This is a genomic window from Chloroflexus aurantiacus J-10-fl, from assembly GCF_000018865.1.
GTDB classification, from domain to species: Bacteria; Chloroflexota; Chloroflexia; order Chloroflexales; family Chloroflexaceae; genus Chloroflexus; species Chloroflexus aurantiacus.
The window spans coordinates 3,564,970-3,587,659 of the sequence record NC_010175.1; the positions used below are offsets into that span (position 1 = coordinate 3,564,970).

Sequence of the window (22,690 nt, forward strand, 5' to 3'; positions counted from 1 at the left end):
ACGTCGTGAGGCAGGGCTTCAGCCCGCCGCACGGTTCCAGCCCGCCTGACGGTGGCGAGAGGCAAGCCGCGCGTGCTCTACTCCAACCCCGCCGGGGTTTGCACAACGTGAGGCAGGGCTTCAGCCCGCCTAACGGTACAGTTTTGTCAGGGTATTTGCCGTTACCGCACGAGGCGCTGTGCGGTGCTATGGTGTCTGCCCATCCAGTTTCCACCACGACAGACCACTGCGTCCCAGCCGACGCCAGAGTGAGCTGATTAACTGTCGATGGCGGCGACGGGCACGGCGGGAAGCATAGAATGGATCACTACGACAAAGCTGGCGCCGGATATGCAGGCTACGCCCGGAGAACAGGCCGCCGATAAATGCACTCAAGTCGGCCAGTGAGGCAAGCTTATCGGCTACCGCCAACACCCATCCTTCCCGTGTCGTCGGACGAGGGCCGAAGGGGTACATATGGCTCACAATAGCTGCTGAGACTGCTTCAGGTTCGCCTAACTCGGCAGCGATCCTGGCAGCAATAGCACCGTGTGTCGTTAATGTGCCGTAGCGCGAGTCGAGATCGTGGAGCAGTGCCGCCCGCACGCACGTTACCTGGTCAGCACCGAAGAACGGTGCCAGATAATATGAGAAATGCACTGAGCGCATCAAATGATCGTGCTTGGGGACACTATGGTGCATGTGATAACGGGTCTCAACGACTCGCGGATGGTGCAGCAGGTCTGCGATAGTTTCCCAATACATTGCGGTCCTTTTCCTGGTTTGGTATGTACCTGTTATGTTATACCATCTCTTCTCTTGCAGTGCAATGATAGCGTCATGATGCTACCAGGGTGTTACCAATCCTTATCTGTCATGATAACCGATTTTGTTTTATTCCTCAGGTATAATATCTACAGAGCTTGTTGTTTGCCGTAATGCCTGGAGAAGGTGCTATGAAGCTAAAGGGGCGCGTTGCGATTATTACTGGCGCTTCGAGTGGAGTCGGCTATGCTGCTGCCCGTCTCTTCGCCCGTGAGGGGGCGACCGTTGTCGCTGCTGCCCGGCGACGTGATCGATTGGAACATTTGGTCAGTATGATTACATCTGAGGGTCATCACGCCTTTGCAATTCCAACAGATATTACCGTTTCAGCTCAGGTTCAGCAACTGGTTGACACCACGGCCCAAATGTTTGGTCGCATCGATATTGTCTTGAACTGCGCCGGCAATATCGAGAAGATCGCGCCGCTCGAACAGTTTAGTGACGCCGAATGGCAAGATGTGATGAATACGAATCTCAACGGCGTCTTTTACCTCATGCGGGCAGTTGTTCCCTATATGAAGCGCCAGCGCAGCGGTACGATTGTCAATCTCGGTTCACGAGTTGGGAAGGTTGGGATGGCAAATATTGCACCGTTCTGTGCAGCGAAGTTTGCTCTATCGGGTCTGTCACAGGCGCTCGCTCAGGAGTTGCGTCCGTACAACGTCTTCGTAACGACCGTGTATTCTGGTATGATCAATGCCGATATTGCGCCGCTCAATCCTGCCGAAGAACTGCGCAAGCGATTGATGACTGTTGATGATGTCGCGCAGGCACTACTGTGGGTCTGTACCTTACCGCCAAGCCTGCGGGTTGATGAACTACCGATTATGCCACGGACAATTGATCTGTGATTGCGCCAGGAGCTGCTATGCCTGACCAGGCCTCTCGTGAATGGTGGGAAGAATTATTTCAGGTCTATGAGTTTGCCCACTATCGCCAATATGCCGATGAGTTGACCCGCCGCGAGGTTGATTTTTTGATTGATGCATTGGGATTGCGCGGTGTTGAAACCGTTCTCGATGTAGCCTGTGGTGGTGGACGGCATAGCCTGGCTCTGGCGGCGCGTGGCTGGACGGTGGTTGGGCTTGATGCTGCGGCATCGGTTATTGCTCATGCCCAGGCAGCGGCTACCGATCAGGGTTTAAATGTTGAGTTTGTGACCGGCGATATGCGGCAGTTGCCCTATCACGAGCGGTTTGATGTCGTCCTGCTGATGAATAGCAGTCTCGGTTTTTTCGATGATGAGACGAATCAGGCCGTGCTCAATGGGATAGCTCGTGCGCTCGTTCCCGGTGGGAAGGTGTTGATTCAGTGTCTTAATCCATATCAGATCGAACGCTACTTGCGCGATTTTCGCAGTGGCTGGTATCCGGTTGGCAGTGGGTTTGTGTTGCGTGAAGCCCGTTTCGATCCGCGACGGGCAACCCTCGTTATTAACTATCGCTATGTTGATGCCGGGCGTGGGATTGACGTTACCCATCCCGGCGACCAGATTCGCCTGTATGGCTTTCCTGAATTGACGGCCATGCTGCGGGCAGCCGGTTTACGTCCGCTGAGTGTATTTGGGGATACGACCTTGCCCCCGGTTCCGTTCGAGGAGGCAAGTATCTGGCAGGTGGTGATCGCAATCCGCGACCGACCGGTCAGGAAGGAGGCGGAGGATGCAGATCGCGCTGATCGGTGAGTTTGAAGCAGCGTACCATCCCGACGCAACCCCGGCTTTGGTATTGCACCATCTAATTCGTGGTTATGATGCTGTCGTGCTGAACGCCGATGAAGTGGCTGTCTTGCGTGATCTGCTTGGCTCGGTGCAGAAGCGGATTCGGGAATTGGGATCGTATCGCTTGATTCTCGGTGCCGGCGGTGATCTGACCTTCTACACCGCCAGCGGGCAGCGCAGTGCTTATCTAAATGCCGATCAAATGCGGCAGTTGGCCCGTCTGATCGGAGCCACCCCTCCTCATTTGGCTGCGGTCTAGTACGCGCCGAGGCGTACCTGGGCAGCGAGTGTGGCGACGGTGGCTGGATCAATTCTTCCCGGTTCCAGTGTCTGGGCGTCGGTAGCGCCGCAAGCGGTAGCCAGGCGCATGGCATCGGCGAGAGAGTGTCCCCGGCTCAGGGCAACGGTTAACCCGGCAAAGAAGGAATCGCCGCATCCAATCGGATTGTGTACCGGGATGGCTGGCGGTGTGGCACGTACCGCCCCATTCGCGTCAATCCCGATAGCACCTGCCGCACCGAGGGTGATGACGATCCGGGCAATACCCTGGCGATGAAGCGCATGGGCGGCTCGATACACACTCATCTCATCTGGTAAGTCAATACCGGTCAAGTGACTGAGTTCCTGGCTGTTTATTTTCACCACATCCGGGCCGGCGCTGACTGCTGCCGCCAGTGCCGGCCCACTCGTATCGACCAGTACGTGCCGTCCCTGATCACGAATCTCTTTAATCAATTCCGCGAGCGCTGTCGGTTCAACCCCTGGCGGTAAGCTGCCGCAGATCAGATTCCACGGTGCCGGGTCGTCTACAATTGCCGCTGTAAAGGTTTGCCATTCGGCACCGGTCAGCCGTGGCCCCTTCTCATTTAACACCGTAACCTGCTGATGTGACGGATCGACGATCAAGGTGCACGCACGCGTTTCATTGCTGATGACGCTGCCGTGAAGGGCCAAACCTTCCTTCTGGGCCAGATGACTGACATGCTGCCCGGTGATGCCTCCGAGTGGTGCCCGGATCGTGGCATTGACCCCAAGGGCACGCAGTGCCCGGCCAACGTTTAACCCTTTACCGCCAGCCGCAACCAATACCTCGTGTACCCGCTGCTCCTGACCAACGCGCAAGCCGGGTGTGATCAGAATGCGATCAACGGCTGGATTGGGGGTAATGATGAGAAATGGCGAGGAATGGATCATAGAGAACCTGTTGCAAAACCGGTATGAGATTGGGTGGGCGACGGTATTGCTGTCGCCCACCCGCTACCATCAGCGCAAGAGCCGGTAATCGCTGGATCAGCCGTCGCTCTCCCAGAAATCGGGGTCATACGCCGGCAATTCACAGCGCAAATTCGGATACTTGCGATACCCCATCACGAAATCTGCCTGCAACAACTCTTGTAGTTCGCGGGTACCTTCGTAGATGATAGCACCGCGTGCATTACGCAGATAACGCTCAACCGGGTATTCATCGGCGTAGCCGTAGGCGCCATGGATTTGAATGGCATCATCGGCAGCCTCAAAGCTGCTAACCGTCGCGTGCCACTTGGCCAGTGTCGTTTCACGGGTGTTGCGAATGCCCTTATTCTTCATCCATCCCGCTCGATAGACCAGCAGACGTGAGGTGTCAAGTTTGCGCACCATATGGCTGATCATCCGCTTGACGAGCTGGTGCTCGGCAATGGGTACGCCAAAGGTTTGCCGCTCGCGAGCGTAACGAATGCTGGCTTCGAGACTGGCCTGGATCAGACCGGTAGCGCCGGCAGCTACAGTGTAACGGCCATTATCAAGCGCTGCCATTGCAATCTTGAACCCTTCACCCTCTTCGCCCAGCCGGTGCGAGCGCGGCACGCGAACATCGTTAAAGACGACACCACCGGTATTACCGGCGCGTACTCCCAGTTTGCCGTGAATGGGATAGCTGCTGACACCGGGCATCGAACGCTCGACGATAAAGGCTGTGATCCCGCGCGGGCCGGCACCGGGGTCGGTTTTTGCGAATACCAGGAAGTTATCGGCCAGATCGGCCAGACTAATCCATATCTTCTCGCCGTTGAGAATATAGTCCTCGCCGTCGCGGCGGGCGGTCGCCTGCATAGCGGCAGCGTCGGTACCGCTGTTGGGTTCGGTGAGACAGAAGGCGGCCAGCTTTTCACCCCGCGCCTGTGGCACCAGGAAGCGCTGTTTCTGCTCTTCCGTTCCCCATTGGAAGATCGAGAGCGAATTCAGACCGGTGTGGACACTCATGACCACCCGCAAGAAACTGTCGACTCGCTCAAGCTCTTCACAGACTACCGCCAGCGCCAGGTAATCCATCCCGGCGCCACCGTAGCGTTGTGGAATACAGATACCCAACAGCCCCAATTCACCCATCCGCTTCAGCACCGGACGTAGATGAGGCCGATCTTCTGGCCCCTCAGCCGCTGCGCCACTCCGATCCCATTCGCGAATATGCGGTGCGACTTCGCGCTCGGCAAAGTTGCGCACCGTCTGGCGCAACATCTCGTGTTCGGGGCCGAGAAACATGTCATAATTTGCCGTCAAATCCATTGTGATACTCCTTTGTATCAGGCAGAGCAGCGCCTCTCGCTCGCCAATGTACGAACGCTTTGATTATACCGCGAGTGCTCTCACTGTGGATGGCACCGGTACATACATCTTTCCAGAAATGATGGAGTCGGCTGAACTTCCCTTTTGACGCAGTGCGAAAGATAGTTTACACTTTAAGTAAATCACCATCGGTATCGACGCGCCTATCCGAAAAGACCTTACTGAGGTAGACGAAAGCACGGCTTTTGTCTCTTCATCGCTGTAGACCCTGCGTGGACTGTTCGGATAGGCGCCGGGCTGTCGTTCACCTGTTGGAAAGGAGGGGCGTGTATGATGCCACCACGTGAGTTTATCATGCCGGCACAGATGATCATTGGTTCAGGTGCTGTCGATCAGGTTGGTGCACAGTGCGCGAAGCGGGGCTGGAAGAAGGCACTCATCGTCACCGATCAGATCATGCAGAAACTCGGCATCGTCGGCCAGGTCGAACAGAATCTGGCTCATCACGGCATAAACAGTGTGGTGTATGCCGGTGTCAACACCGAACCGGTGGTGGAATATGTGCAAGAGGGGTTGACAACATTCCGGGAGGGTGGCTGCGATTTTGTGCTGGCAGTTGGTGGTGGCAGTCCAATTGATACCGCAAAAGCGGTTGCTGTGCTCGTAACCAATCCCGGTTCCATCGAGCAATACAAGGGGATTGGCAAGATTGGCGCTCCCGGTGTGCCGCTGGTCGCTATCCCCACTACAGCCGGCACCGGTAGTGAAGCGACAATCTACACCGTCATTACCGATCAAAAGACCGATGTGAAAATGTTGATCGGTAGCCCCTATTTAATGCCGACCATCGCCATCGTCGATCCGATGTTGACCATCTCATCGCCACCCAGTGTGACCGCAGCTACCGGTGTTGATGCGCTGGTACACGCGATTGAAGCCTATGTGTCGGTCAAACGCCAGCCGATGACTGATGTATTATGTTTGTCGGCCATCGAGCTAATCGCCGGTAATATTCGTCAGGCCTGGGCCAATGGCAACAATATCGAAGCCCGCGAGAAGATGATGTTGGGGGCAACACAGGCCGGGATTGCGTTCAGTAATTCGTCAGTAGCGCTTGTCCACGGCATGTCCAGACCGATTGGCGCTTACTTCCACATTGCCCATGGCGTCTCAAACGCAGCCCTCCTTGCCGTAGTGACTGAATTCAGCCTGGTTGGTGATCCACAGCGCTATGCCGATATTGCCAGAGCAATGGGCGAGCCGACCGAGGGTCTATCGCTGATGGAAGCGGCTGATCGAGCGGTCGTTGCCATCCGTCGTCTGGTGCGAGACATCAAGATACCCTCGCTTCGCCAGTTAGGCGTGGAGCGCGAGCGGTTGATGGAACTGGCGCCGGCAATGGCCGATGCCGCCATTGATAGCGGTAGTCCGGCGAATAATCCGCGCAAGCCCACCAAACAAGAAATTATTGAACTGTATGCCAGGGCCTACGATGAAGGCGACCGGATGAGTGCATGAGTGGTCCGGTTGAGGGTATATCAAATCTGACGTGATCGAGGTCATAGCACGCTATCCGACAAACACCCTGACACTGTACCTGAGCCGGGGCTGCGAAATCAGCGTTCCTGCTGCGCACACAGCCGTACCACTCTCTTAAGGGGATATTGTGCCTGGTTCAGGTTGCCCGTGGTGCATCGTTCGGAGTGCGGCAGCGTGGCTGCCGCACCGGCCTTGCTCACGATCAGGCGTCTGTCGCAGCAGTTTCCCCTGTGGGTCATGGGGTCGATGTGTGCAGAACACGTCCGTCTGGTTTGAGCACCTGTAGTGAGCAAGCTGGGCGTGAGCAATGGTGTGGATCGGGGAGCAGGTGTCCAGCTTGATCATCAGCCTCCTCCTGCGCCTGTAACCCAATGGCAGCACAGGTGATCGATAAGTACAGGCGGGATGTTCACCCCTTGAAGCGATGAGCGGCATCAGCAGTGATGTGCCGTATCAATGAAGATCCTATGCCTTTATCCTGGATCGGGAAGTATCGAGTTGATGGTTCGTGAGCGTGATGTAGAATACAGATAGTGGCGCCAACAAGATAGGGGGCAACATCTGTTGTGCCCCCAACCTCTGACATCTCTCGCGCATATAAACGCTGCCTATCAGTTCCGCCACTTGCGACAGACGATGGTTGTGCCGACGCCTTCTTTCGACTTAATATCGAACTCGTCCATTAGCCGTTTGGCGCCGGGTAAGCCCATTCCCATCCCGCGCGAGGTGCTGTAGCCGTCTTGCATCACCAGATCGATATTCGGAATCCCAGGACCTTGATCTTCGCAAATAATTTCAATCCCCTTGCGGGACCCTTTCTCTATATCACGCACCGTCACATTGCCGGTACCGGCGTAGAGAAAGATATTGCGGGCCAGCTCGCTCACGGCTGTCGCAATACGAGCCTGATCAATCGGCCCGAAGCCGAGCGCCTTGGCCATATCGCGAGCCATGGTGCGCGCGATGACAATATCAAGGTCGCTTCGAATGACAGCAGTCTTACTCTGCGCCATCGTCGCTCTCCTCACCAGTCATCCGCTGCATCATAGCCAACCCCTTTTCGAGGTTAAGAGCCGTGAGTACACGCGGTAATTCAAGTCCTAATTCAACCAGGGTGATAGCAACGGCCGGTTGCAAGCCGGTAAGGACTACACGGGCACCCATTAGGCCGGCCATTGCGGCAATGTCGGCAATCAGGCGACCGATAAAGCTATCGACAACATCAAGAGCAGTTAAATCAATAATCACACCACGGGCACGGGTGTCGTGAATTTTCTGCAACAGATCATCTTTAAATTGAACTGCTGACGCATCGTGTAGCGCCACCTGAATTGAGGCGATTAAAATGTCGCCTATTTTCAAGATTGGAATGCGAAGATTATCCAAGCTGCGCTCCTCTACAACTTCAGTGAGCGTTGCCCCACCAGACTAATATTATCACACAACTCCTAGCATTACGGCAATGACTGCACCGGCCAATAGTGGTACACTTATGTTATCGGTTCCATGCGGTGAAACACCTTCGGCGATTGTTGCCACCAGTCCCGCCACAATACTGGTGATCAGTGCTGCCCCAACATCTATCGGGGAACTCTGCGGGCTAAGCGCTGATCCCGGTGTAAATAGCAGGGTCAGCAGAATTGCGACAGTGCTGGCGATGAACATCGCTGCCGAGCCTTCAAATGAGCGGCGTCCCTGACCGATTTGATAGTAGTGGCGCCCCCAGCGCTTGCCAACAATTGCTGCCAGTGCGTCACCCCACGTCATAGCCATTGTACCGGCTGCTGCGATATAACCGCGATCATCGGGAGAATTGGTACGCCAGAAGATTAAAAAGAGGATTGTTATGGATAAGGCAAAGTAGACTGTGCCTGGTGTGCTGTCGGGAGCGTCAATTGCTGCCAGTAAGCGAAAACGATAGAAGATGAAATTGAGGACGATGAAGGTCGCAAACGGAATAATCCCAATTGTCCAGTTTTCAAACAGGGCCAGTACCCCAAACACCCACATACCGGCACCGATGTGGACAAATTTGCGGGTGAAATCTTGCGGATACCCTCGCCAGCGGCGAATCACCTCGGCAATGATGAGCAGCCCAAATGCATACCCGAACGAGACAATCAGTCCAATGAGATCGCGTGTGCTCATAATGGTGCCGGTGCTATCTATGGCGATACTTGACTTTTATTCTATCTATAACCTGTCGAATCGTCAATTGATTGGCGGTAGTGTACGTGGTGAATATTTAATGACAAATCTTTGCATGCGACAAGTATTGTGATATGGCTACACTGTGTGCAATCGAGTCGGTTATTACCTGTGACATATTGCACGCTTTATTATTCAGGAGGCGTCTATGCTGGTTGCCGAGTCGACGGCTGCAATCAATGCAGCCTGCTTGAATGCAGACCATGTACGACCGTTGTACGATACCTTCGGGTTTGCCCGGATTCCGGATACCATTCGCTATCTGTTAACCGGCAAGGCTGCGTCACCGTTACCTGAGGTTGCTCTTAGTGGCTTACCTGATCATCCGGCGACGGTGGTGATGGTGATGCTCGATTCGTTCGGCTGGCATTTCTTCAGCCAGTATCTTGAACGGGCACCGTTTTTGCGCCGTTTTCTCCACCACGGGCGAATTTGCCAGTTGACGACCGCTTTTCCCTCCTCTACTCCTGTCCATGTAACGTTACTCCACACCGGTCTGGCTGTCGATCAGAGTGGTATCTACGAGTGGCATGTCTTTGAACCCGATCTCCAGGCTGTCATTGGCTCACTGCTCTTTTCTCCCGTCTTTGATCGCAAGGCCGATGGGTTGGTGGCGTATGGTGTTGATCCGCTTGCCGTCTATCCGCAGAGCCGTTTCTACCAGCAGTTGCAAACGGCAGGTGCGAGTAGTGTTGTGCTCATGCCGGCGGCGCTGGCCCATTCGGTGTATACCCGTACCATGTGCAGTGGGGCGTTGGTCGTGCCATTCCAGGATATTCCTGATGCAACTGTCCGCCTGCGGTATTTGTTTGAACAACAGGTGGCACCCACCTTTTACCATCTGTACATCGACTCTGTCGATGCTGCGATGCATCGGTACGGGCCAGAGTCGGTTCAGGTTGAGAATGAAATTGTCACCACGCTTGATCATCTTGAACAGTATCTCTGGCCGCTCCTTCACAGGGCACCGCAACCGACCGTCTTGTTATTGACTGCCGATCACGGTCATATAACGGTTGATCCGCAACAGGCAATTGTGCTTAACCGGCTATGGCCCGACCTGGAGCGCTTCCTGCGGCAGGGTGGTGATCGCCGACCTCTCCCACCATCGGGATCGCCGCGCGTGACGGTCTTGCACGTGCAGCCCGCAGCCGTCGCTGATGTGCAGCTAGCATTGCAACGTCGACTCGGCGAGCGGGCAACGGTGGTGGCGAGTGCCCGTCTGGTGGAAGATGGCTATTTCGGGCCGCAACCCGGTGAACGGCTACGCTCTCGATTGGGTGAATTGATAATTCTCCCTGCACCTGGAGAAGTGATTGTCTGGGATCATCCGCAAGCCAACCCGTTTACGTATCGTGGCATGCACGGTGGTCTAACCCCGACAGAGATGCTGACGGAACTGGCCTGGGTTGTGGTATAGGTGTGGGGATGATGGTTTTCATGCCGGGTCTTTGTCTGTTGTCGCTACTACCCGCACGCAGCCCTTGCCACGATGTGATAAGATACACGAGAGACGTTTGCATTGTAGCGGAGGCCAGTCTGTGTCTGAGACCGAACCCTCACCTGTTCCGTCAACGCCAGGGCCGCGACTGAGTCGTGACACGTGGCTGTTGATCGGTGCGTTGGCTTTGCTCGGCCTTGGTGTTGCACTGACGTTCATCTTCTCACCCGGCACCAATGTCGTTGACACGACCCCTACGATCACCTCACCGATAACTCGCCCGCCAACCCTGACTGCGTCGTACCCGGCACCTACCGGTGCTGCCGGTGGAGCGACAACCGGCCCGTATCCGGTTACTGTCCCAACGATTGATGTGGCTCAAACCCAGACCAGTGTGGTACTTGAGACGACTGCTCTGGCCGCTACGCTACAGGCTGAAATGACCGCTACTGCAAGCGGTGTACCGGCATACCCGGTTCCCGAAGGTACCCCACCGTCAGTGCCGACAATGGTGCCAACCGCTACAAATCCTCCACCAACTGTGCCTCCGCCGCCTACAGCACCACCACCGCCAACACCAACCAGCGCCGATCTGATCATTGATGACAGTCCGACGAATCCGCCACCGCCAACCGCTACTCCTCTGCCAACGGCTACGCCGGCACCAACACCGATCCCGGCTCTGGTCTTGCGGGGTAGTACGCGCTGGGCCAGCGGGCAGGGGCCAATCGTTCTCAATCGCGATGTGCAGATTCCCCCTGGCAGTGAGTTGATCATTGAGCCGGGTGTGGAAGTACGTTTGGCGCCAGGCGTGTCAATCTATGTTGATGGTGGACGCATGATTGCCCTGGGCCAGGCCGGCAGTCCAGTGCGTTTTGTGGGCGCAACCGGCGCACGCTGGAGCGGTATCTTTGGCCGTCCTGGGAGCTTTATTGCACTGGAACATACCGAAATTCGCGGCGGCGGACTGGCGGGAACGGTGCTGGTCAGTGAAGAGGGAGGGCTGGTTGTTCGCGCTGCCCGTATTACCGACAATGGTGGTGGGGTGTTGGTTGTCGACTCGCGGCTTGAACTCAGCCAGAGCGAAATTGCCGGCAATGACGTTCCTTTTGGGGCAGCCCTTGATGCGTCGTACAGTCGTGGGAATAGTGTCACGTTAACCGGTAATCGGATTGCCGGTAATTTGCTTAGCGCGGGCGCTCCAATGGTGCGAATTGCGAATCAAAATGCGCGCGACACCTTAATCCTCACGATTGAAAGCAATCTCTTTCGGGGTGGTAGTGTCAATCTCCAGCTTACGACCAACGGTATCTTGCAGGGAACGATCACCTGCAATGCCTTAATCGGCGGCGATTTGGGATTTGGTCTGCGGAGTGAAACTCTGCAAGTAGCACCTGATGGTGGCTTCCTGATGCCGCTGCGAATTGAACAGAATCTCCTGGAAGGCCATACACCGGTTATTCGTCCAACCTATCTCACCTTTGGCATCGGTCGTGGGGCAGCCAGTGAAGTTGCATTGGATATGCGCAATAACTGGTGGGGGAATGCGTCTGGTCCGTATGAACCAGATGCCAACCCGCAAGGGATTGGTGATGCAGTCGGAAGTAACATTTCCTTTGCTCCCTGGCTGACAAGCCGCCCTGGTTGTGTGCCGGCACCTTAATTGAAGGGAGACTCTGTTGATTGCACGAATGGCTCGTCCACTGATCTTGGTGGTTGTGATAATGCTTGTGGCGTGTACGGCTTCAGCGCCGGTAGCCGACATGCCGTCGCCAACAGCCGTGGTTCCAACCACAACACCGTCGACGTCACCCACATCCACGACGGCGCCAACGGTTGCTGCGCCGACCGCAGCACTGCCAACCGTCACCGCAGTACCGGCGACCGCAGTGCCGGTGGTAACGTACCGCGGTGCGCTGGTCGGACGCGATGCAAATGGTGCGTATACGCTGGGTGATCCGGCAGCTCCGCTCACCCTGACCGACTATTCCGATTTTCTTTGAACGGTATGTCGCCGTCACGTGTTGACGGTTGAACCGGCATTGATCGAACAGTACGTTGTGACCGGGCGTGTCCTGTATGTCTTCCGTCCGGTATTGAACCATGGCGCGGCTTCCCTGATCACGACTGCGGCTGCCTTCTGTGCCGGTGAGCAAGACGCTTTCTGGCCGATGCATGAATTGCTCTTCGAGCGACAGGGTGAAGTGGCGGCGACCCGTGATAGTGACCTACCGGCGCTTATGCGGTCGTATGCCGCTGACTTAGGGCTTGCTATTGAGCCATTTGATGCCTGTATGAATGACGGTGCAGCGCAACGACTGGCTGAGACGCTTGATGCCGAACAACGTCAGCGTGGGATTCGCGTGCAGCCGGTTTTCGAGATCGGAGATATTCGCCTGGTAGGCTTGCAGACACTCGAACGATTTGCCAGCCTGATCGAGCGACAACCCTGACCTGGCAGGCGCTACATCCGGCGTAAGTACGGCGCCTGCCATTCAACGCTTAACACCAGCAGCCAGCCGATCAATGCACTACCGGCAACTACCAGCGGAACACTCCCGACCAGCTCAGCAATACTGCCGGCCAGCATACCGCCAAGCGGACTCAGCCCCATCAATGAGAGGGTAAACACACTCATCACCCTCCCACGCAGGTCATCGGGCACGATCAATTGAATAAGCGTATTGGTCAGCGCCATCGTGGTCACACCGGCCCAACCACACAATCCAATAAACAAGAGAGCAAGCGGCACCGTGCGTGCCTGCGTAAAGCCGATCAAGAGCGGTGCGTACACAGCAATGAGGCTGTGGTCAGGAGCTTACCGCGTGGCGCATCATCGCGTAATTGAGCGAGCGTCAGTGCTGCCACCAAAGAGCCAAAACCGCTTGCTGCCGACAACCATCCCAGTCCGGCGGCACCGATCTGAAGAATATCACGGGCAAAAATCGGCAAAAGCGGGATATGCACGAAGCAGAAGAAACTAACTGCACCGGCTCGCAAAAGCAATGCCCGTACAGAAGGTTCACTGGCAATGTACTGCAAACCGGCGCGCAACATATTGCCACGCTGCATACCGTTGGCCTGACGTGCATCCAACTGCATCAGCGAGAGACTGGCTAACACTGCACCAAAACTCAGGGCATTGAAGAGAAATGCCGGCCCTTCACCGATCCATGCCACAACAATACCGGCTACTGCTGGCCCCATAGTGCGGGCACCGTTGAAGATGGAAGAATTGAGGGCAATCGCATTCAACAAATCTTCACGCCCTACCATCTCGACGGTAAACGCCTGGCGGGCTGGTGCATCAAAGGCATTGACACAACCGAGCAGGAAGGCAAGAATCAGCACATGACTGATATGAACCGTACCGGTCAGCGTAAGCCCGGCCAGGGTTGCCGCGAGTATCATGGCAACCGATTGTGTGACCAGTAAAATGCGCCGCTTGGGGAAGCGATCGGCGACCGTTCCGGCGAAAAGGGTCAGAAACAATACCGGTAGCGAATTGGCCGCCGCAACCAGACCGAGGAGAAAAGGCGAGTCGGTTAATCGTAAGACCAACCAGCCCTGTGCCACACTTTGCATCCACGTCCCGGTCAACGAAATCAGTTGTCCGAAGAAGAAGAGGCGATAATTGCGATGACGGAGTGCCCGAAACATTGCCGGGCGGCTGGACAGGGTCTGGGTAGATCGCATAGCTATTCAGTATCTTCGTGATCTTGATGCGTTAGTAGCGCTTCATACAAATGTTGCATTGCTTGCTGAAAGGCAGCCAGCTCTTCTTCCGAAAGATAACTCAGGCGCTGTTCAACCAACCGGCGATGGCGCGGTCGCAATTCGTCAATCAGCGCCTTACCGGCCGGAGTCAGTTGCACCAGGGTTACCCGGCGATCTCGCGGATCGGTCGCTCGACGTACCAGCCCCCGCCGTTCCAGGCGATCAACCAGCCGGGTCAGGTTAGAGTTGTCGGCCAGCATCTCGTTACAGATGTAACTGAGCGGAACTCCCTCTTCAGTCGCGTAAAAGAGGATCGCGTACTGCGGAGTCGAAAGATCGTAGGGCCGAAACTCTTCACGGTTAAGCTCCTGGAACCGACGGTGCAGTTTCAGGAAGAGGCGGTAGGCTTCAATTTGTGGTGAATCGCAGGTGCTGATTTCAGGCATAGTTTACATCCTGGACTTATCAACTATTGTACCAGAAAACATAGATTTGGCAAGAATAAAATTGCGCCTGCCCCACGAACCGGGTTTCAGGCGCACCGTTGGCTTCACCATCACCAGTAGAAAGCAAAGAGCCAGACCATCAACAGGAACGCGACCATGCCGGTCAGCGTCACTGCCAGGAATACCGGTTTCACTTCTGGGTCACCGCTCCATTCAGGTTGCATCCCTCTCTCCTTTCCAGCGTTGTGCTATGAGGTAGTCTGATATGACACATTGTACCGCGTTTTGTCGTGGTATGTGGCAGTATGGTACTGCACAGATATATTAAGAACTTGCATGGTTCACACAACAACCATATAATATCGCCTACCACACACTGCTCAACGTCATCTGCACTGATGCACGTTTTGATGGCACGCCACGTCTGTTGCGGCAGTCGAGTGACGGAGACGGTTGTGGTAGATGGTTGGGGGTTATCTTGAGAAAGGAACAGCAACGATGCTACGAAAACACACCCTGTCGTGGATTGCGCTGGTGGCCTTGTTGGCCACAGTGCTGGCTGCGTGTGGCGGCAGCCAGCAGCCGACTACCGGTACCGGTGGCGGAACAGGAAGTGGTGAACAGCAGTCGGTGACGATTCGCTGGCGTACACGTCCCGGTGATGCTGCCGAGCAGCGCGTCTATGAGGAGTTGAATGCGCTGGTGAACGAGAAGCTGAAAGACAAGGGCATTACTGCGGTCTACGATCCAGCGCCTAACCAGGGCTATTTCGAGAAGCTAAAGACTGAGCTGGCTGCCGGGAACGCACCTGACATCTTCTGGATCGGTGGCGTTGAGCTGGCAGATTTCGTGAATACCGGCCAGATTCTCGATCTGAAGCCGCTGATCGATGCCGACAGCAGCTTCCAGTTGAGCAATTTCTACCCGAACGTGATCGAGCAATTGACACGCGACGGTAAGATTTATGGCCTGCCGCGTGACATCTCGACGATGGTTGTTTACTACAACGAGGACCTCTTCAAGGCTGCCGGCCTCAAGACGCCGAAGGAGCTGGCTGCCGAGGGGAACTGGAACTGGGAGACCATGCTGGATGCAGCACGGAAACTGACCGATCCGGCCAATCAGCAGTACGGCCTTGGCTTTGGTAACTGGTGGGGGCCGGCATGGGGGTACTTCGTCTACGCTGCCGGTGGTAGCCCCTTCACGCCTGATCGCCGTGGCTGTGCTTTGAATACCCCAGAGTCGATTGAGGGCGCGAAGATGGTGCGTCTGCTCTACGACGAGAAGCTGTTGCCGGCCGGTGATGCCGACGGCGAAGCGCTCTTCAATGCCGGTAAGGTCGCGATGTACTTCAACGGTCGCTGGTTTACCCCCGGTGTGCGCACGAATGCACAGTTCAACTGGGATGTGGCAGTGATGCCGGAGGGTAAGGTGAAGAGCACCTGGCTCTTCTGGGGGCCGTACCTGGTGCACGCGAAGACGGCCAATCCGCAGGCCGCCTGGGAAGTGCTGAAGGTGCTCACCAGCGCCGAGGCAACGGCGAAGGTGGCTGCTTTGGGTACCAATATCCCGCCCCGCAGCGATCAGGCCGCAGTTGAGGCTTTCCTGGCCTCGACCCCACCCGCTAATAACCAGGCCTTCCTCGATGGCATCTCCTATGCTGCGCTCGAAGCACCGGTCTGGGATGGCAACTGGGCTGATTTCAGTGGCACTGTCCAGAGCCTCTGGGATCAGATGATTGCTGGTCAGATTACCCCAGAGCAGTTTGGTCAGCAGGCCTGTGAACAGACGGCCAGCACATTTAAGTAGATCATGACACACGGAGCGAACGGTGGGCGTGCACCGTTCGCTCTTGTTGGTTTATAATGCTTCCAGGTCATTAATTGCTCCTACGCATTTGCGTTTCAGATATTCCCCGGAGGTGATACATGGCCAAACAGGCGCCGGCAGCGTTGCCTGCCGCTTCCTCACGCCGATTCAATGGTCGGCGTGTTCGGCTGTGGCTTGACGCTTTCGGTATGTTGCTGCCGACGATTTTGGGTGTGCTGATCTTTTTCCTGGTGCCACTCGGTATCTCGTTCTACCTGAGCTTTACCGATGCGCGTCTATTTGGTGACCCAAATATCATTGGTTTCAGCAATTACCAGCGTGCGCTGTCTGATCCAACCTTCTATCGGGCAATGTGGAATACCGCAGCCTTTTCGATGGTGACGCTGGTTGTCTCGACCGTCCCGGCATTGTTGCTGGCAGTGATCCTGAATGAACGCATCGCCGGACGTACCTTTTTTCGGGCAGTGTTTTTTATTCCGGTCGTGGCTTCGGTCGTTGGTGTGACCCTGCTCTGGCGATACCTGCTCAATATTGATTTTGGGTTTGTCAATTACGCTCTGCGGCTCTTCGGTTTGCAACCAATCCCCTGGTTGACCAGCCCGGAATGGGGGTTGATCAGTGTGATTCTGGTCTTTTCGTGGAAGACCATCGGCTACAACATGGTGATCTTTCTGGCCGGTTTGCAAGGGGTACCGCCCCAACTCTACGAGGCCGCCAGTCTCGATGGCGCCAGTCGCTGGCAGCAGTTTCTTTTCATTACGGTGCCAATGCTGTCGCCGACAACTTTTTTTGTACTGGTGACGACTCTGATCAATTGTCTGCAAGTGTTTGATGTGCCGGTTGCTCTGGGTTTGACCCGTTCCAATACGGTTGGCCCAGCCGACTCGATGCTGACGGTGGTACCGTTGCTCTGGCGTGAGGCGTTTATTGGTGGGCGGATGGGCTATGCTTCTGCGCTGGCCTGGTTGTTGTTCGTTATCATTTTGCTGTTGACTCTGATCCAGTTTCGGATTTCACGGCGCTGGGTTCATTACGAATAAGCGAGGCCGGACATGGCAAGTGCAATCTTACGCCGACCATGGGAGCGATTGCTGGCGTATCTGGTGCTGAGCGTCACAGGCTTCATCATGGTCTTTCCGTTTATCTATATGGTATTATCCTCGCTGAAACCGTCAACGGAAGTGGTACAGGTACCACCAACCCTGTGGCCGAGCGAGATACGCTGGTCGAACTATCTGGAGGTGTTGAGTATCGTGCCTCTGGGCACGCAGTTGATCAACACCATTATCGTGACGGTGTTGGTCGTTTTGGGGTGGGTGTTTACTTCGGTGCTGGCCGGTTATGCTTTTGCCCGCCTCGATTTTCCCGGTCGCGAATGGCTGTTTGGCGCGTACCTGGCGACGTTGATGGTGCCGTTTGCAGTGCTGATTGTGCCAATGTACCGTCTGATGCTGGTCTTTGGCTGGGTTGATCGCCTGGAAGCGCTAATCATCCCGTGGTTGTTTACCGCTTACGGAACATTCCTGCTCCGTCAGTTTTTCATGAGTGTACCGAAAGACCTGGAAGATGCAGCGTTAATTGATGGTGCTTCGCACTGGGGTATTCTCTTTCGTATCTTTTTGCCGCTGGCCCGCCCTGCCATCGCCACGCTGGCGACGTTTGCCTTTCTTTACGCCTGGAATAGTTTTCTCTGGCCGCTGATTATCATTAGCAGTCCGGATCGTAAAGTCGTAACGCAGGGGTTGGTCGATCTCCAGGCCCTCTATGCCGCGCGAGTTGATCTGATCATGGCCGGTTCCACCCTCGCTGTTCTACCGACCCTGATCGTCTTCCTGTTTGCCCAGCGTTATTTCATCGAGGGTATTGCAACCTCTGGCCTGGCCGGGCGCTAAGCAAGCGAGATGTGCATGGAACAGCAAGAACTCTTTCTGCGACCGCACCGCCGCCTGAATCGGCTGACCGGCGAATGGGTGCTGGTGTCGCCGCATCGTACCCAACGCCCGTGGCTGGGGCAGGTGGAGACGTTGCCGCCAGCCGAATTACCGTCTTACGATCCGGCCTGCTATCTGTGTCCGGGAAATACGCGGGCGAATGGCGTCCAGAACCCACCGTATACCGAGACGTTTGTCTTCGAGAACGATTTTGCCGCTCTTTTACCTGATATTCCGTTGGATCGGGTCAGTGTGCGGCTGCCCCTCGCCGATCAGCACGACGCAGGGCCGGTGCTGCTCCACGCCGAGGCCGAACGTGGTATTTGTCGCGTGGTGTGCTTTTCACCCCGTCATGATCTGACGCTGGCCCAAATGTCTCAGGCAGAGGTTAGACGGGTCGTTGATGTGTGGGTTGACCAGTACAACGAGTTGGGGGCCATCGATTGGGTGCAGTCAGTGTTGATCTTCGAGAATCGTGGCGCGATGATGGGTGCATCCAATCCACATCCCCACGGTCAAATCTGGGCCAACGAGCAGTTGCCAAACGAGATGCGTAAGGAGCTGGCCACGCAAACGGCGTACTGGCACGAGCATCAACGTTGCCTGCTCTGCGACTATCTGGCGCTGGAATTGCAGCTTGGTGAGCGGATCGTGTGTGCCAACGACGCCTGGGTGGCGCTGGTGCCGTTTTGGGCTGTGTGGCCCTTCGAGACGTTGGTGTTACCGCGGGTGCACGCCGGTGCCATTGGTGATCTTGATGAGAGTGGTCGTGATGGCCTGGCGGCGATATTGCGCGAGTTAACCGGTCGCTATGACCGTCTCTTCAATGTGTCGTTTCCCTACAGTATGGGATTTCATCAGCGCCCTACCGATGGCCTTGCTCACGAAGGCTGGCATCTGCACGCACATTTCTACCCGCCATTACTCCGCTCGGCAACTGTCCGTAAGTTTATGGTAGGGTACGAAATGCTGGGTCAGCCGCAGCGTGATCTGACGCCGGAGCAGGCAGCCGCCCGCCTGCGCGATCTGTAATCTGTTGTTTGTCTCACATCGGATACATCGTTCGAGGGTACGTAACAACGTGCCCTCTTTTTCTTCCTCATTTGTCATCTCCTGCTCATCTAAGCATCTTCTCACTCACAAGCCAACTTCCTACAATGCAGCGCAGAGGGATCGAAATCAGTATTCGTTGCGCGGCGTCACTACGTCAGGCATCGGTGAGTAACCAGGATGACGAGCGCATCTACAGACAAAGCGAGGAAACTATGATTGCGCCTGCAATGACACCTTCTCATCAATCGCCCCGGCTTCAGGCGCCAGTGGTAGGCGATGAGGTTGCAATTGACGTTACGACAATGGATGTTGCAGATCTGGCCCAGCGCTGTGCGATTGAAAGCGAGCGATTTTACCGTGGTCAGTCGCACGACTCGCGCTATAGTTATGAGCTGTTTCGGCGAGCATTAGTTGAACGTGACGAGATTGCCTGGAGTTACCTCTTTCAGCACTACAGCTCGCTGGTTGAAGGTTGGATTCGCCGGTGTAGTGCGTTTGTCAACAGTGGTGAAAGCAGCGAATACTTTGTGGTGGGTGCCTTCACCAAGTTCTGGCGAGCGGTGACGCCTGAACGGTTTGCGGCCTTTCCGAACCTGGCCGCGTTGTTGCAGTATTTGCAGCTCTGTGCCTCTAGTGTGGTGATTGATGCGGTGCGTGCACAATCGTGGGCAGAAATGATGCCCGAAGAGCGGATCGATCTGCAGCGTATGCCCCACGCAGCACCCGATGAAGAGGCAATGCAACGGGTTGACCGGCAGGAATTCTGGCGCTACATTGATAGTCAGTTGCACAGTGAGGGTGAACGTGTCGTGGTGTATGGCTCGTTTGTCCTGGGCTTGACGCCACGTGCAATCTTCGAGCGCTACAATACGCTTTTCGAGAGCGTCTACGATGTGTACAATATCAAGCGTAACGTGTTGAGTCGGTTGAGTCGGAATAGTCATCTGCGCACCATTGCTGACCAGATATAGGGCCTGTTGGAAAATGATGGTAACGGGGACGTAAAAAAACGTCCCCGTTAACGTTTCTTTCAACAGGAAATGTGTGCAGATCAATCTGCCGGTACTATCTGGAGGCGCGCCGGTATGGAGAACGATCAACGAAGTGACGGCGCAGGTCATCTTTCTGGTCTGGAACTTGTTGCAGCAGTCGATGGTGAGCTTGATGAAGCCACCGCTCAACACCTTCATCACTGCGATCTTTGTCGTCAGCGTTTAGTAACTCTGCGCAATCTACAGCAGGCTTTACGACGAAGGTTATATCGAGTTCTTTGCCCGTCTACCGATCAGTTAATCGATTACTGTCAGGGCCTGCTCACGCCTGCTCAACAGGCCACTATTGCTCATCATCTGACCTCCTGTCCCTATTGCCGGTCTGAGGTTGATCTGTTGATGCAGCGTGATCCGCTGATTGACCGTCTGTTGCTCAGCAGTTTGCTTGATGGGCGGGTGTTACGTTTCTTGCGCTGAGCACGTTTTAGAACCTATTTCAAAAAACGTCTACGAGAAGTTGTCTCATTCATTCCTGGACTCTATGAACGTGACGAGCACCCACAGCATTGCCGTGCTCAGCAGGGTCAACCGCGTGACACGCACCTGGCACAAAGCACGGCTGGGGCGGCAGCATGGCTGCCGCACTCCACACCGCGCAACACGTGCATAACGAGCGGGCAAGGCAACCAATCCAACGCGTGATGGCACCGATGATGGTCGGCAGCCTTCCTCGCTGCCATACCGGCAGCCTGGGAGCCGGATATGCTGGCGTTGGCGATTAGTAAGCGTTCGTGCACCTGGGCAACCGGCTGGGAGCACGACAGCACAGCTTTTATGAAAAAAGTTCTATGACATCCCGATTACTGCCAGATCCGCTGCACCAGGTGTTCAACTCTCTGCCACAGTGCTACGAGTGCTCATGATCCGCTTGTCAAATTGGGCGGCAAAAACTACGGTGTCTCCGGTATTTTCCCTCTCCGACATGCCAGGGCTGCACCAATGAGAACCTCGCTTCTATCATTGGGCCTGCCGTTGGTGCCCAGGCTGGTAGTCCCCGGCATCTCCCGCTTTGCCAGAAGATTGCCCATGAATTTGCTCATTGTGCGCTACAATACAGGTAGTTGCAACCGTTGCCGACCTCGCATCGTCGCATAGGCGAAGTTATTTTGCCGAATGGCCGTCATGCAGAGACGAGGAGTTTGCCATGGCAGGAGAAGTTACCCTACGTGCCGCACTGGCGCGTCCCTTTCTGGCCGCGACAACCACGCCACAGGTAGCGTATGTATTGCTTGAAGCACAGCCGGGTGCGGTATTGACGCAGGTACGAGTACCGATTCACGTCTGTTTCGTGCTCGACCGCAGCGGTTCGATGAAGGGCGAGAAGATTGAACGGTTGCGACAGGCGGTGGTGCGAGCAATCGAGCAACTCAATGAGCAGGATATCATTTCGATTGTGATTTTTGACCATCGGACTGAGGTACTGGTGCCGGCCCAACCGGTGCGGCAACGGACAGCGATCCTCGATCTGGTGCATCGGATCCGCGATGCCGGTGGTACTCGCATTGCCCCGGCCCTGGAGAAGGGGATACAGGAATTACAAAAGATGCCGCAGGGGGTGCGCCGACTGGTACTGCTAACCGATGGTCAGACCGAACACGAGAAGGAGTGTCTGCTCCGGGCAGACGATGCCGGACGGTTGGGGATTCCGATCACAGCGTTGGGGATCGGTAAGGATTGGAACGAAGACCTGCTGATTGAAATGGCAAATCGCTCGCGGGGAGTAGCCGATTACATTGCGCAGCCCGGCGAGATTGTGCAATACTTTCAGCACACGGTACAGCGTGCCCAGCAGACCACCATCCAGAACAGTGTCCTCACGCTGCGCCTGGTGCAGGGAGTGACACCACGGGCCGTCTGGCAGGTGACGCCGCTCATTGACAATCTCGGTTATCAGCCAATTGCTGATCGGGCTGTCAGTGTCAATCTCGGCGAGCTTGAGAGTGGGCAGGTGCGGGTATTGCTGATCGAATTGGTGATTGATCCCCGTCCTATGGGGACGTATCGGATCGGTCAGGCTGAAATCAGCTACGATGCACCGGCATTGCAGATTCAGGGCGAGAAGACGAAAATCGATATTATGCTCACCTTCACTGCCGATCCGGCCCAGTTGCAACAGGTCAATCCCAACGTTATGAACATCGTCGAAAAGGTCAGCGCCTTTAAGCTACAAACGCGCGCCTTGCAAGACCTGGCTGCCGGTGATGTCAGTGGGGCAACCCAGAAGTTGAAGAGTGCCGTCACGCGCTTGCTCAATCAGGGTGAAGTAGAACTGGCGGCAACGATGCAACAGGAGATTGCCAACCTCGAACAGCACGGCCAGATGTCGAGTGAAGGCCAGAAGACTATCAAGTTCCAGGGGCGGAAGACGGTTAGGCTAACCGATATTGAATTACCAAAGGAGTAGT

The 22,690-nt window shown here is 55.6% G+C and carries 23 protein-coding genes; 14 read left to right on the forward strand and 9 right to left on the reverse strand.

Annotated features, from left to right (window positions below; genetic code table 11):
- Positions 1–186: 186 nt before the first annotated feature.
- Entirely contained in the window at positions 187–648 is a 462-nt protein-coding gene (locus tag CAUR_RS13960) for an HD domain-containing protein (RefSeq protein ID WP_242604931.1), read from the reverse strand.
- Positions 649–935: 287 nt separating this feature from the next.
- On the opposite strand from CAUR_RS13960, the gene CAUR_RS13965 reads away from it, so the two are divergent.
- Genes CAUR_RS13965 through CAUR_RS13975 form a run of 3 tightly spaced genes read left to right on the forward strand, consistent with a single transcriptional unit; the run spans position 936 to position 2,783 of the window.
- Complete coding sequence (locus CAUR_RS13965; RefSeq protein ID WP_012258518.1) at positions 936–1,655, forward strand: SDR family oxidoreductase; 720 nt, start codon at positions 936–938, stop codon at positions 1,653–1,655.
- A gap of 17 nt (positions 1,656–1,672) precedes the next feature.
- On the forward strand, positions 1,673–2,488 hold the full coding sequence (locus tag CAUR_RS13970; protein WP_012258519.1) for a class I SAM-dependent methyltransferase: 816 nt from the start codon (positions 1,673–1,675) through the stop codon (positions 2,486–2,488).
- Positions 2,466–2,783 (forward strand): hypothetical protein, encoded by a 318-nt coding sequence (locus CAUR_RS13975; protein ID WP_012258520.1) that lies wholly within the window; start codon positions 2,466–2,468, stop codon positions 2,781–2,783. Before CAUR_RS13970 ends, CAUR_RS13975 begins: the two co-directional genes overlap by 23 nt.
- Here CAUR_RS13975 and CAUR_RS13980 read toward each other — a convergent pair.
- Together CAUR_RS13980 and CAUR_RS13985 are read right to left on the reverse strand one after the other, a co-directional pair.
- On the reverse strand, positions 2,780–3,718 hold the full coding sequence (locus tag CAUR_RS13980; protein WP_012258521.1) for a 1-phosphofructokinase family hexose kinase: 939 nt from the start codon (positions 3,716–3,718) through the stop codon (positions 2,780–2,782). The genes CAUR_RS13975 and CAUR_RS13980 overlap by 4 nt on opposite strands.
- 96 nt (positions 3,719–3,814) lie before the next feature.
- Positions 3,815–5,068: an acyl-CoA dehydrogenase family protein gene (locus CAUR_RS13985; protein ID WP_012258522.1), complete on the reverse strand. Its 1,254-nt coding sequence runs from the start codon at positions 5,066–5,068 to the stop codon at positions 3,815–3,817.
- Between the two features lie 330 nt (positions 5,069–5,398).
- Between CAUR_RS13985 and CAUR_RS13990 the strand changes: the two genes are divergently transcribed.
- Positions 5,399–6,586 (forward strand): iron-containing alcohol dehydrogenase, encoded by a 1,188-nt coding sequence (locus tag CAUR_RS13990; RefSeq protein WP_012258523.1) that lies wholly within the window; start codon positions 5,399–5,401, stop codon positions 6,584–6,586.
- Between the two features lie 632 nt (positions 6,587–7,218).
- On the opposite strand, the gene CAUR_RS13995 is transcribed toward CAUR_RS13990, so the two are convergent.
- The 3 genes from CAUR_RS13995 to CAUR_RS14005 are packed head-to-tail and all read right to left on the reverse strand — an operon-like array spanning position 7,219 to position 8,755.
- Positions 7,219–7,620 (reverse strand): anti-sigma regulatory factor, encoded by a 402-nt coding sequence (locus tag CAUR_RS13995; protein WP_012258524.1) that lies wholly within the window; start codon positions 7,618–7,620, stop codon positions 7,219–7,221.
- Positions 7,607–7,993: an STAS domain-containing protein gene (locus tag CAUR_RS14000; protein ID WP_012258525.1), complete on the reverse strand. Its 387-nt coding sequence runs from the start codon at positions 7,991–7,993 to the stop codon at positions 7,607–7,609. The genes CAUR_RS13995 and CAUR_RS14000 overlap by 14 nt, the downstream gene beginning before the upstream one ends.
- A gap of 51 nt (positions 7,994–8,044) precedes the next feature.
- Complete coding sequence (locus tag CAUR_RS14005; RefSeq protein WP_012258526.1) at positions 8,045–8,755, reverse strand: diacylglycerol/polyprenol kinase family protein; 711 nt, start codon at positions 8,753–8,755, stop codon at positions 8,045–8,047.
- 208 nt (positions 8,756–8,963) lie between these two features.
- Here CAUR_RS14005 and CAUR_RS14010 point away from each other — a divergent pair, with 208 nt between their 5' ends.
- From CAUR_RS14010 to CAUR_RS21775, 3 genes are all read left to right on the forward strand, one after another.
- A complete protein-coding gene (locus CAUR_RS14010) occupies positions 8,964–10,235 on the forward strand; it encodes an alkaline phosphatase family protein (RefSeq protein ID WP_012258527.1) in 1,272 nt (423 codons plus the stop codon).
- A 121-nt stretch (positions 10,236–10,356) separates the two neighbouring features.
- Positions 10,357–11,919 carry a hypothetical protein gene (locus tag CAUR_RS14015; protein ID WP_012258528.1) on the forward strand — a complete coding sequence of 521 codons (1,563 nt, stop codon included), beginning with the start codon at positions 10,357–10,359 and terminating at the stop codon, positions 11,917–11,919.
- Positions 11,920–11,935: 16 nt separating this feature from the next.
- A complete protein-coding gene (locus CAUR_RS21775; protein ID WP_256440065.1) occupies positions 11,936–12,709 on the forward strand; it encodes an Rcas_1661 family thioredoxin-like (seleno)lipoprotein in 774 nt (257 codons plus the stop codon).
- An 11-nt stretch (positions 12,710–12,720) separates the two neighbouring features.
- Here CAUR_RS21775 and CAUR_RS21570 read toward each other — a convergent pair whose 3' ends face one another.
- From CAUR_RS21570 to CAUR_RS14035, 3 genes are read right to left on the reverse strand one after another with little or no spacing between them, the layout of a single operon-like run.
- On the reverse strand, positions 12,721–13,050 hold the full coding sequence (locus tag CAUR_RS21570) for an MFS transporter (RefSeq protein ID WP_242604932.1): 330 nt from the start codon (positions 13,048–13,050) through the stop codon (positions 12,721–12,723).
- On the reverse strand, positions 13,032–13,952 hold the full coding sequence (locus tag CAUR_RS14030; protein WP_242604933.1) for an MFS transporter: 921 nt from the start codon (positions 13,950–13,952) through the stop codon (positions 13,032–13,034). The genes CAUR_RS21570 and CAUR_RS14030 overlap by 19 nt, the downstream gene beginning before the upstream one ends.
- A 2-nt stretch (positions 13,953–13,954) precedes the next feature.
- Entirely contained in the window at positions 13,955–14,419 is a 465-nt protein-coding gene (locus tag CAUR_RS14035) for a MarR family winged helix-turn-helix transcriptional regulator (RefSeq protein ID WP_012258531.1), read from the reverse strand.
- A gap of 498 nt (positions 14,420–14,917) precedes the next feature.
- Between CAUR_RS14035 and CAUR_RS14040 the strand changes: the two genes are divergently transcribed.
- The 7 genes from CAUR_RS14040 (at position 14,918) to CAUR_RS14070 (ending at position 22,689) form a co-directional block, all read left to right on the forward strand.
- The gene (locus tag CAUR_RS14040) at positions 14,918–16,228 is read left to right on the forward strand and encodes an ABC transporter substrate-binding protein (RefSeq protein ID WP_012258532.1); all 1,311 of its coding nucleotides are present in this window, start codon (positions 14,918–14,920) and stop codon (positions 16,226–16,228) included.
- Between the two features lie 119 nt (positions 16,229–16,347).
- A complete protein-coding gene (locus tag CAUR_RS14045; protein WP_012258533.1) occupies positions 16,348–17,289 on the forward strand; it encodes a carbohydrate ABC transporter permease in 942 nt (313 codons plus the stop codon).
- Positions 17,290–17,301: 12 nt separating this feature from the next.
- Positions 17,302–18,141 (forward strand): carbohydrate ABC transporter permease, encoded by an 840-nt coding sequence (locus CAUR_RS14050; RefSeq protein ID WP_012258534.1) that lies wholly within the window; start codon positions 17,302–17,304, stop codon positions 18,139–18,141.
- A 15-nt stretch (positions 18,142–18,156) separates the two neighbouring features.
- Positions 18,157–19,212, forward strand: a complete 1,056-nt coding sequence (locus CAUR_RS14055) for a UDP-glucose--hexose-1-phosphate uridylyltransferase (protein WP_015909272.1) — start codon at positions 18,157–18,159, stop codon at positions 19,210–19,212.
- 233 nt (positions 19,213–19,445) lie between these two features.
- Positions 19,446–20,204, forward strand: coding sequence for an RNA polymerase sigma factor (locus CAUR_RS14060; protein ID WP_012258536.1), 759 nt, complete (start codon positions 19,446–19,448; stop codon positions 20,202–20,204).
- Positions 20,205–20,318: 114 nt separating this feature from the next.
- Entirely contained in the window at positions 20,319–20,702 is a 384-nt protein-coding gene (locus CAUR_RS14065; RefSeq protein WP_015909273.1) for a cupin domain-containing protein, read from the forward strand.
- 727 nt (positions 20,703–21,429) lie between these two features.
- Positions 21,430–22,689: a vWA domain-containing protein gene (locus CAUR_RS14070; protein WP_012258538.1), complete on the forward strand. Its 1,260-nt coding sequence runs from the start codon at positions 21,430–21,432 to the stop codon at positions 22,687–22,689.
- Position 22,690 lies beyond the last annotated feature (1 nt).

Bases quoted from the DNA above. Each gene is read 5' to 3' on its own strand.
- CAUR_RS13960 (WP_242604931.1), bottom strand. From the start codon at position 648: ATGCGCTCAGTGCATTTCTCATATTATCTGGCACCGTTCTTCGGTGCT.
- CAUR_RS13965 (WP_012258518.1), top strand. From the start codon at position 936: ATGAAGCTAAAGGGGCGCGTTGCGATTATTACTGGCGCTTCGAGTGGA.
- CAUR_RS13970 (WP_012258519.1), top strand. From the start codon at position 1,673: ATGCCTGACCAGGCCTCTCGTGAATGGTGGGAAGAATTATTTCAGGTC.
- CAUR_RS13975 (WP_012258520.1), top strand. From the start codon at position 2,466: ATGCAGATCGCGCTGATCGGTGAGTTTGAAGCAGCGTACCATCCCGAC.
- CAUR_RS13980 (WP_012258521.1), bottom strand. From the start codon at position 3,718: ATGATCCATTCCTCGCCATTTCTCATCATTACCCCCAATCCAGCCGTT.
- CAUR_RS13985 (WP_012258522.1), bottom strand. From the start codon at position 5,068: ATGGATTTGACGGCAAATTATGACATGTTTCTCGGCCCCGAACACGAG.
- CAUR_RS13990 (WP_012258523.1), top strand. From the start codon at position 5,399: ATGATGCCACCACGTGAGTTTATCATGCCGGCACAGATGATCATTGGT.
- CAUR_RS13995 (WP_012258524.1), bottom strand. From the start codon at position 7,620: ATGGCGCAGAGTAAGACTGCTGTCATTCGAAGCGACCTTGATATTGTC.
- CAUR_RS14005 (WP_012258526.1), bottom strand. From the start codon at position 8,755: ATGAGCACACGCGATCTCATTGGACTGATTGTCTCGTTCGGGTATGCA.
- CAUR_RS14010 (WP_012258527.1), top strand. From the start codon at position 8,964: ATGCTGGTTGCCGAGTCGACGGCTGCAATCAATGCAGCCTGCTTGAAT.
- CAUR_RS14030 (WP_242604933.1), bottom strand. From the start codon at position 13,952: ATGCGATCTACCCAGACCCTGTCCAGCCGCCCGGCAATGTTTCGGGCA.
- CAUR_RS14035 (WP_012258531.1), bottom strand. From the start codon at position 14,419: ATGCCTGAAATCAGCACCTGCGATTCACCACAAATTGAAGCCTACCGC.
- CAUR_RS14040 (WP_012258532.1), top strand. From the start codon at position 14,918: ATGCTACGAAAACACACCCTGTCGTGGATTGCGCTGGTGGCCTTGTTG.
- CAUR_RS14045 (WP_012258533.1), top strand. From the start codon at position 16,348: ATGGCCAAACAGGCGCCGGCAGCGTTGCCTGCCGCTTCCTCACGCCGA.
- CAUR_RS14050 (WP_012258534.1), top strand. From the start codon at position 17,302: ATGGCAAGTGCAATCTTACGCCGACCATGGGAGCGATTGCTGGCGTAT.
- CAUR_RS14055 (WP_015909272.1), top strand. From the start codon at position 18,157: ATGGAACAGCAAGAACTCTTTCTGCGACCGCACCGCCGCCTGAATCGG.
- CAUR_RS14060 (WP_012258536.1), top strand. From the start codon at position 19,446: ATGATTGCGCCTGCAATGACACCTTCTCATCAATCGCCCCGGCTTCAG.
- CAUR_RS14065 (WP_015909273.1), top strand. From the start codon at position 20,319: ATGGAGAACGATCAACGAAGTGACGGCGCAGGTCATCTTTCTGGTCTG.
- CAUR_RS14070 (WP_012258538.1), top strand. From the start codon at position 21,430: ATGGCAGGAGAAGTTACCCTACGTGCCGCACTGGCGCGTCCCTTTCTG.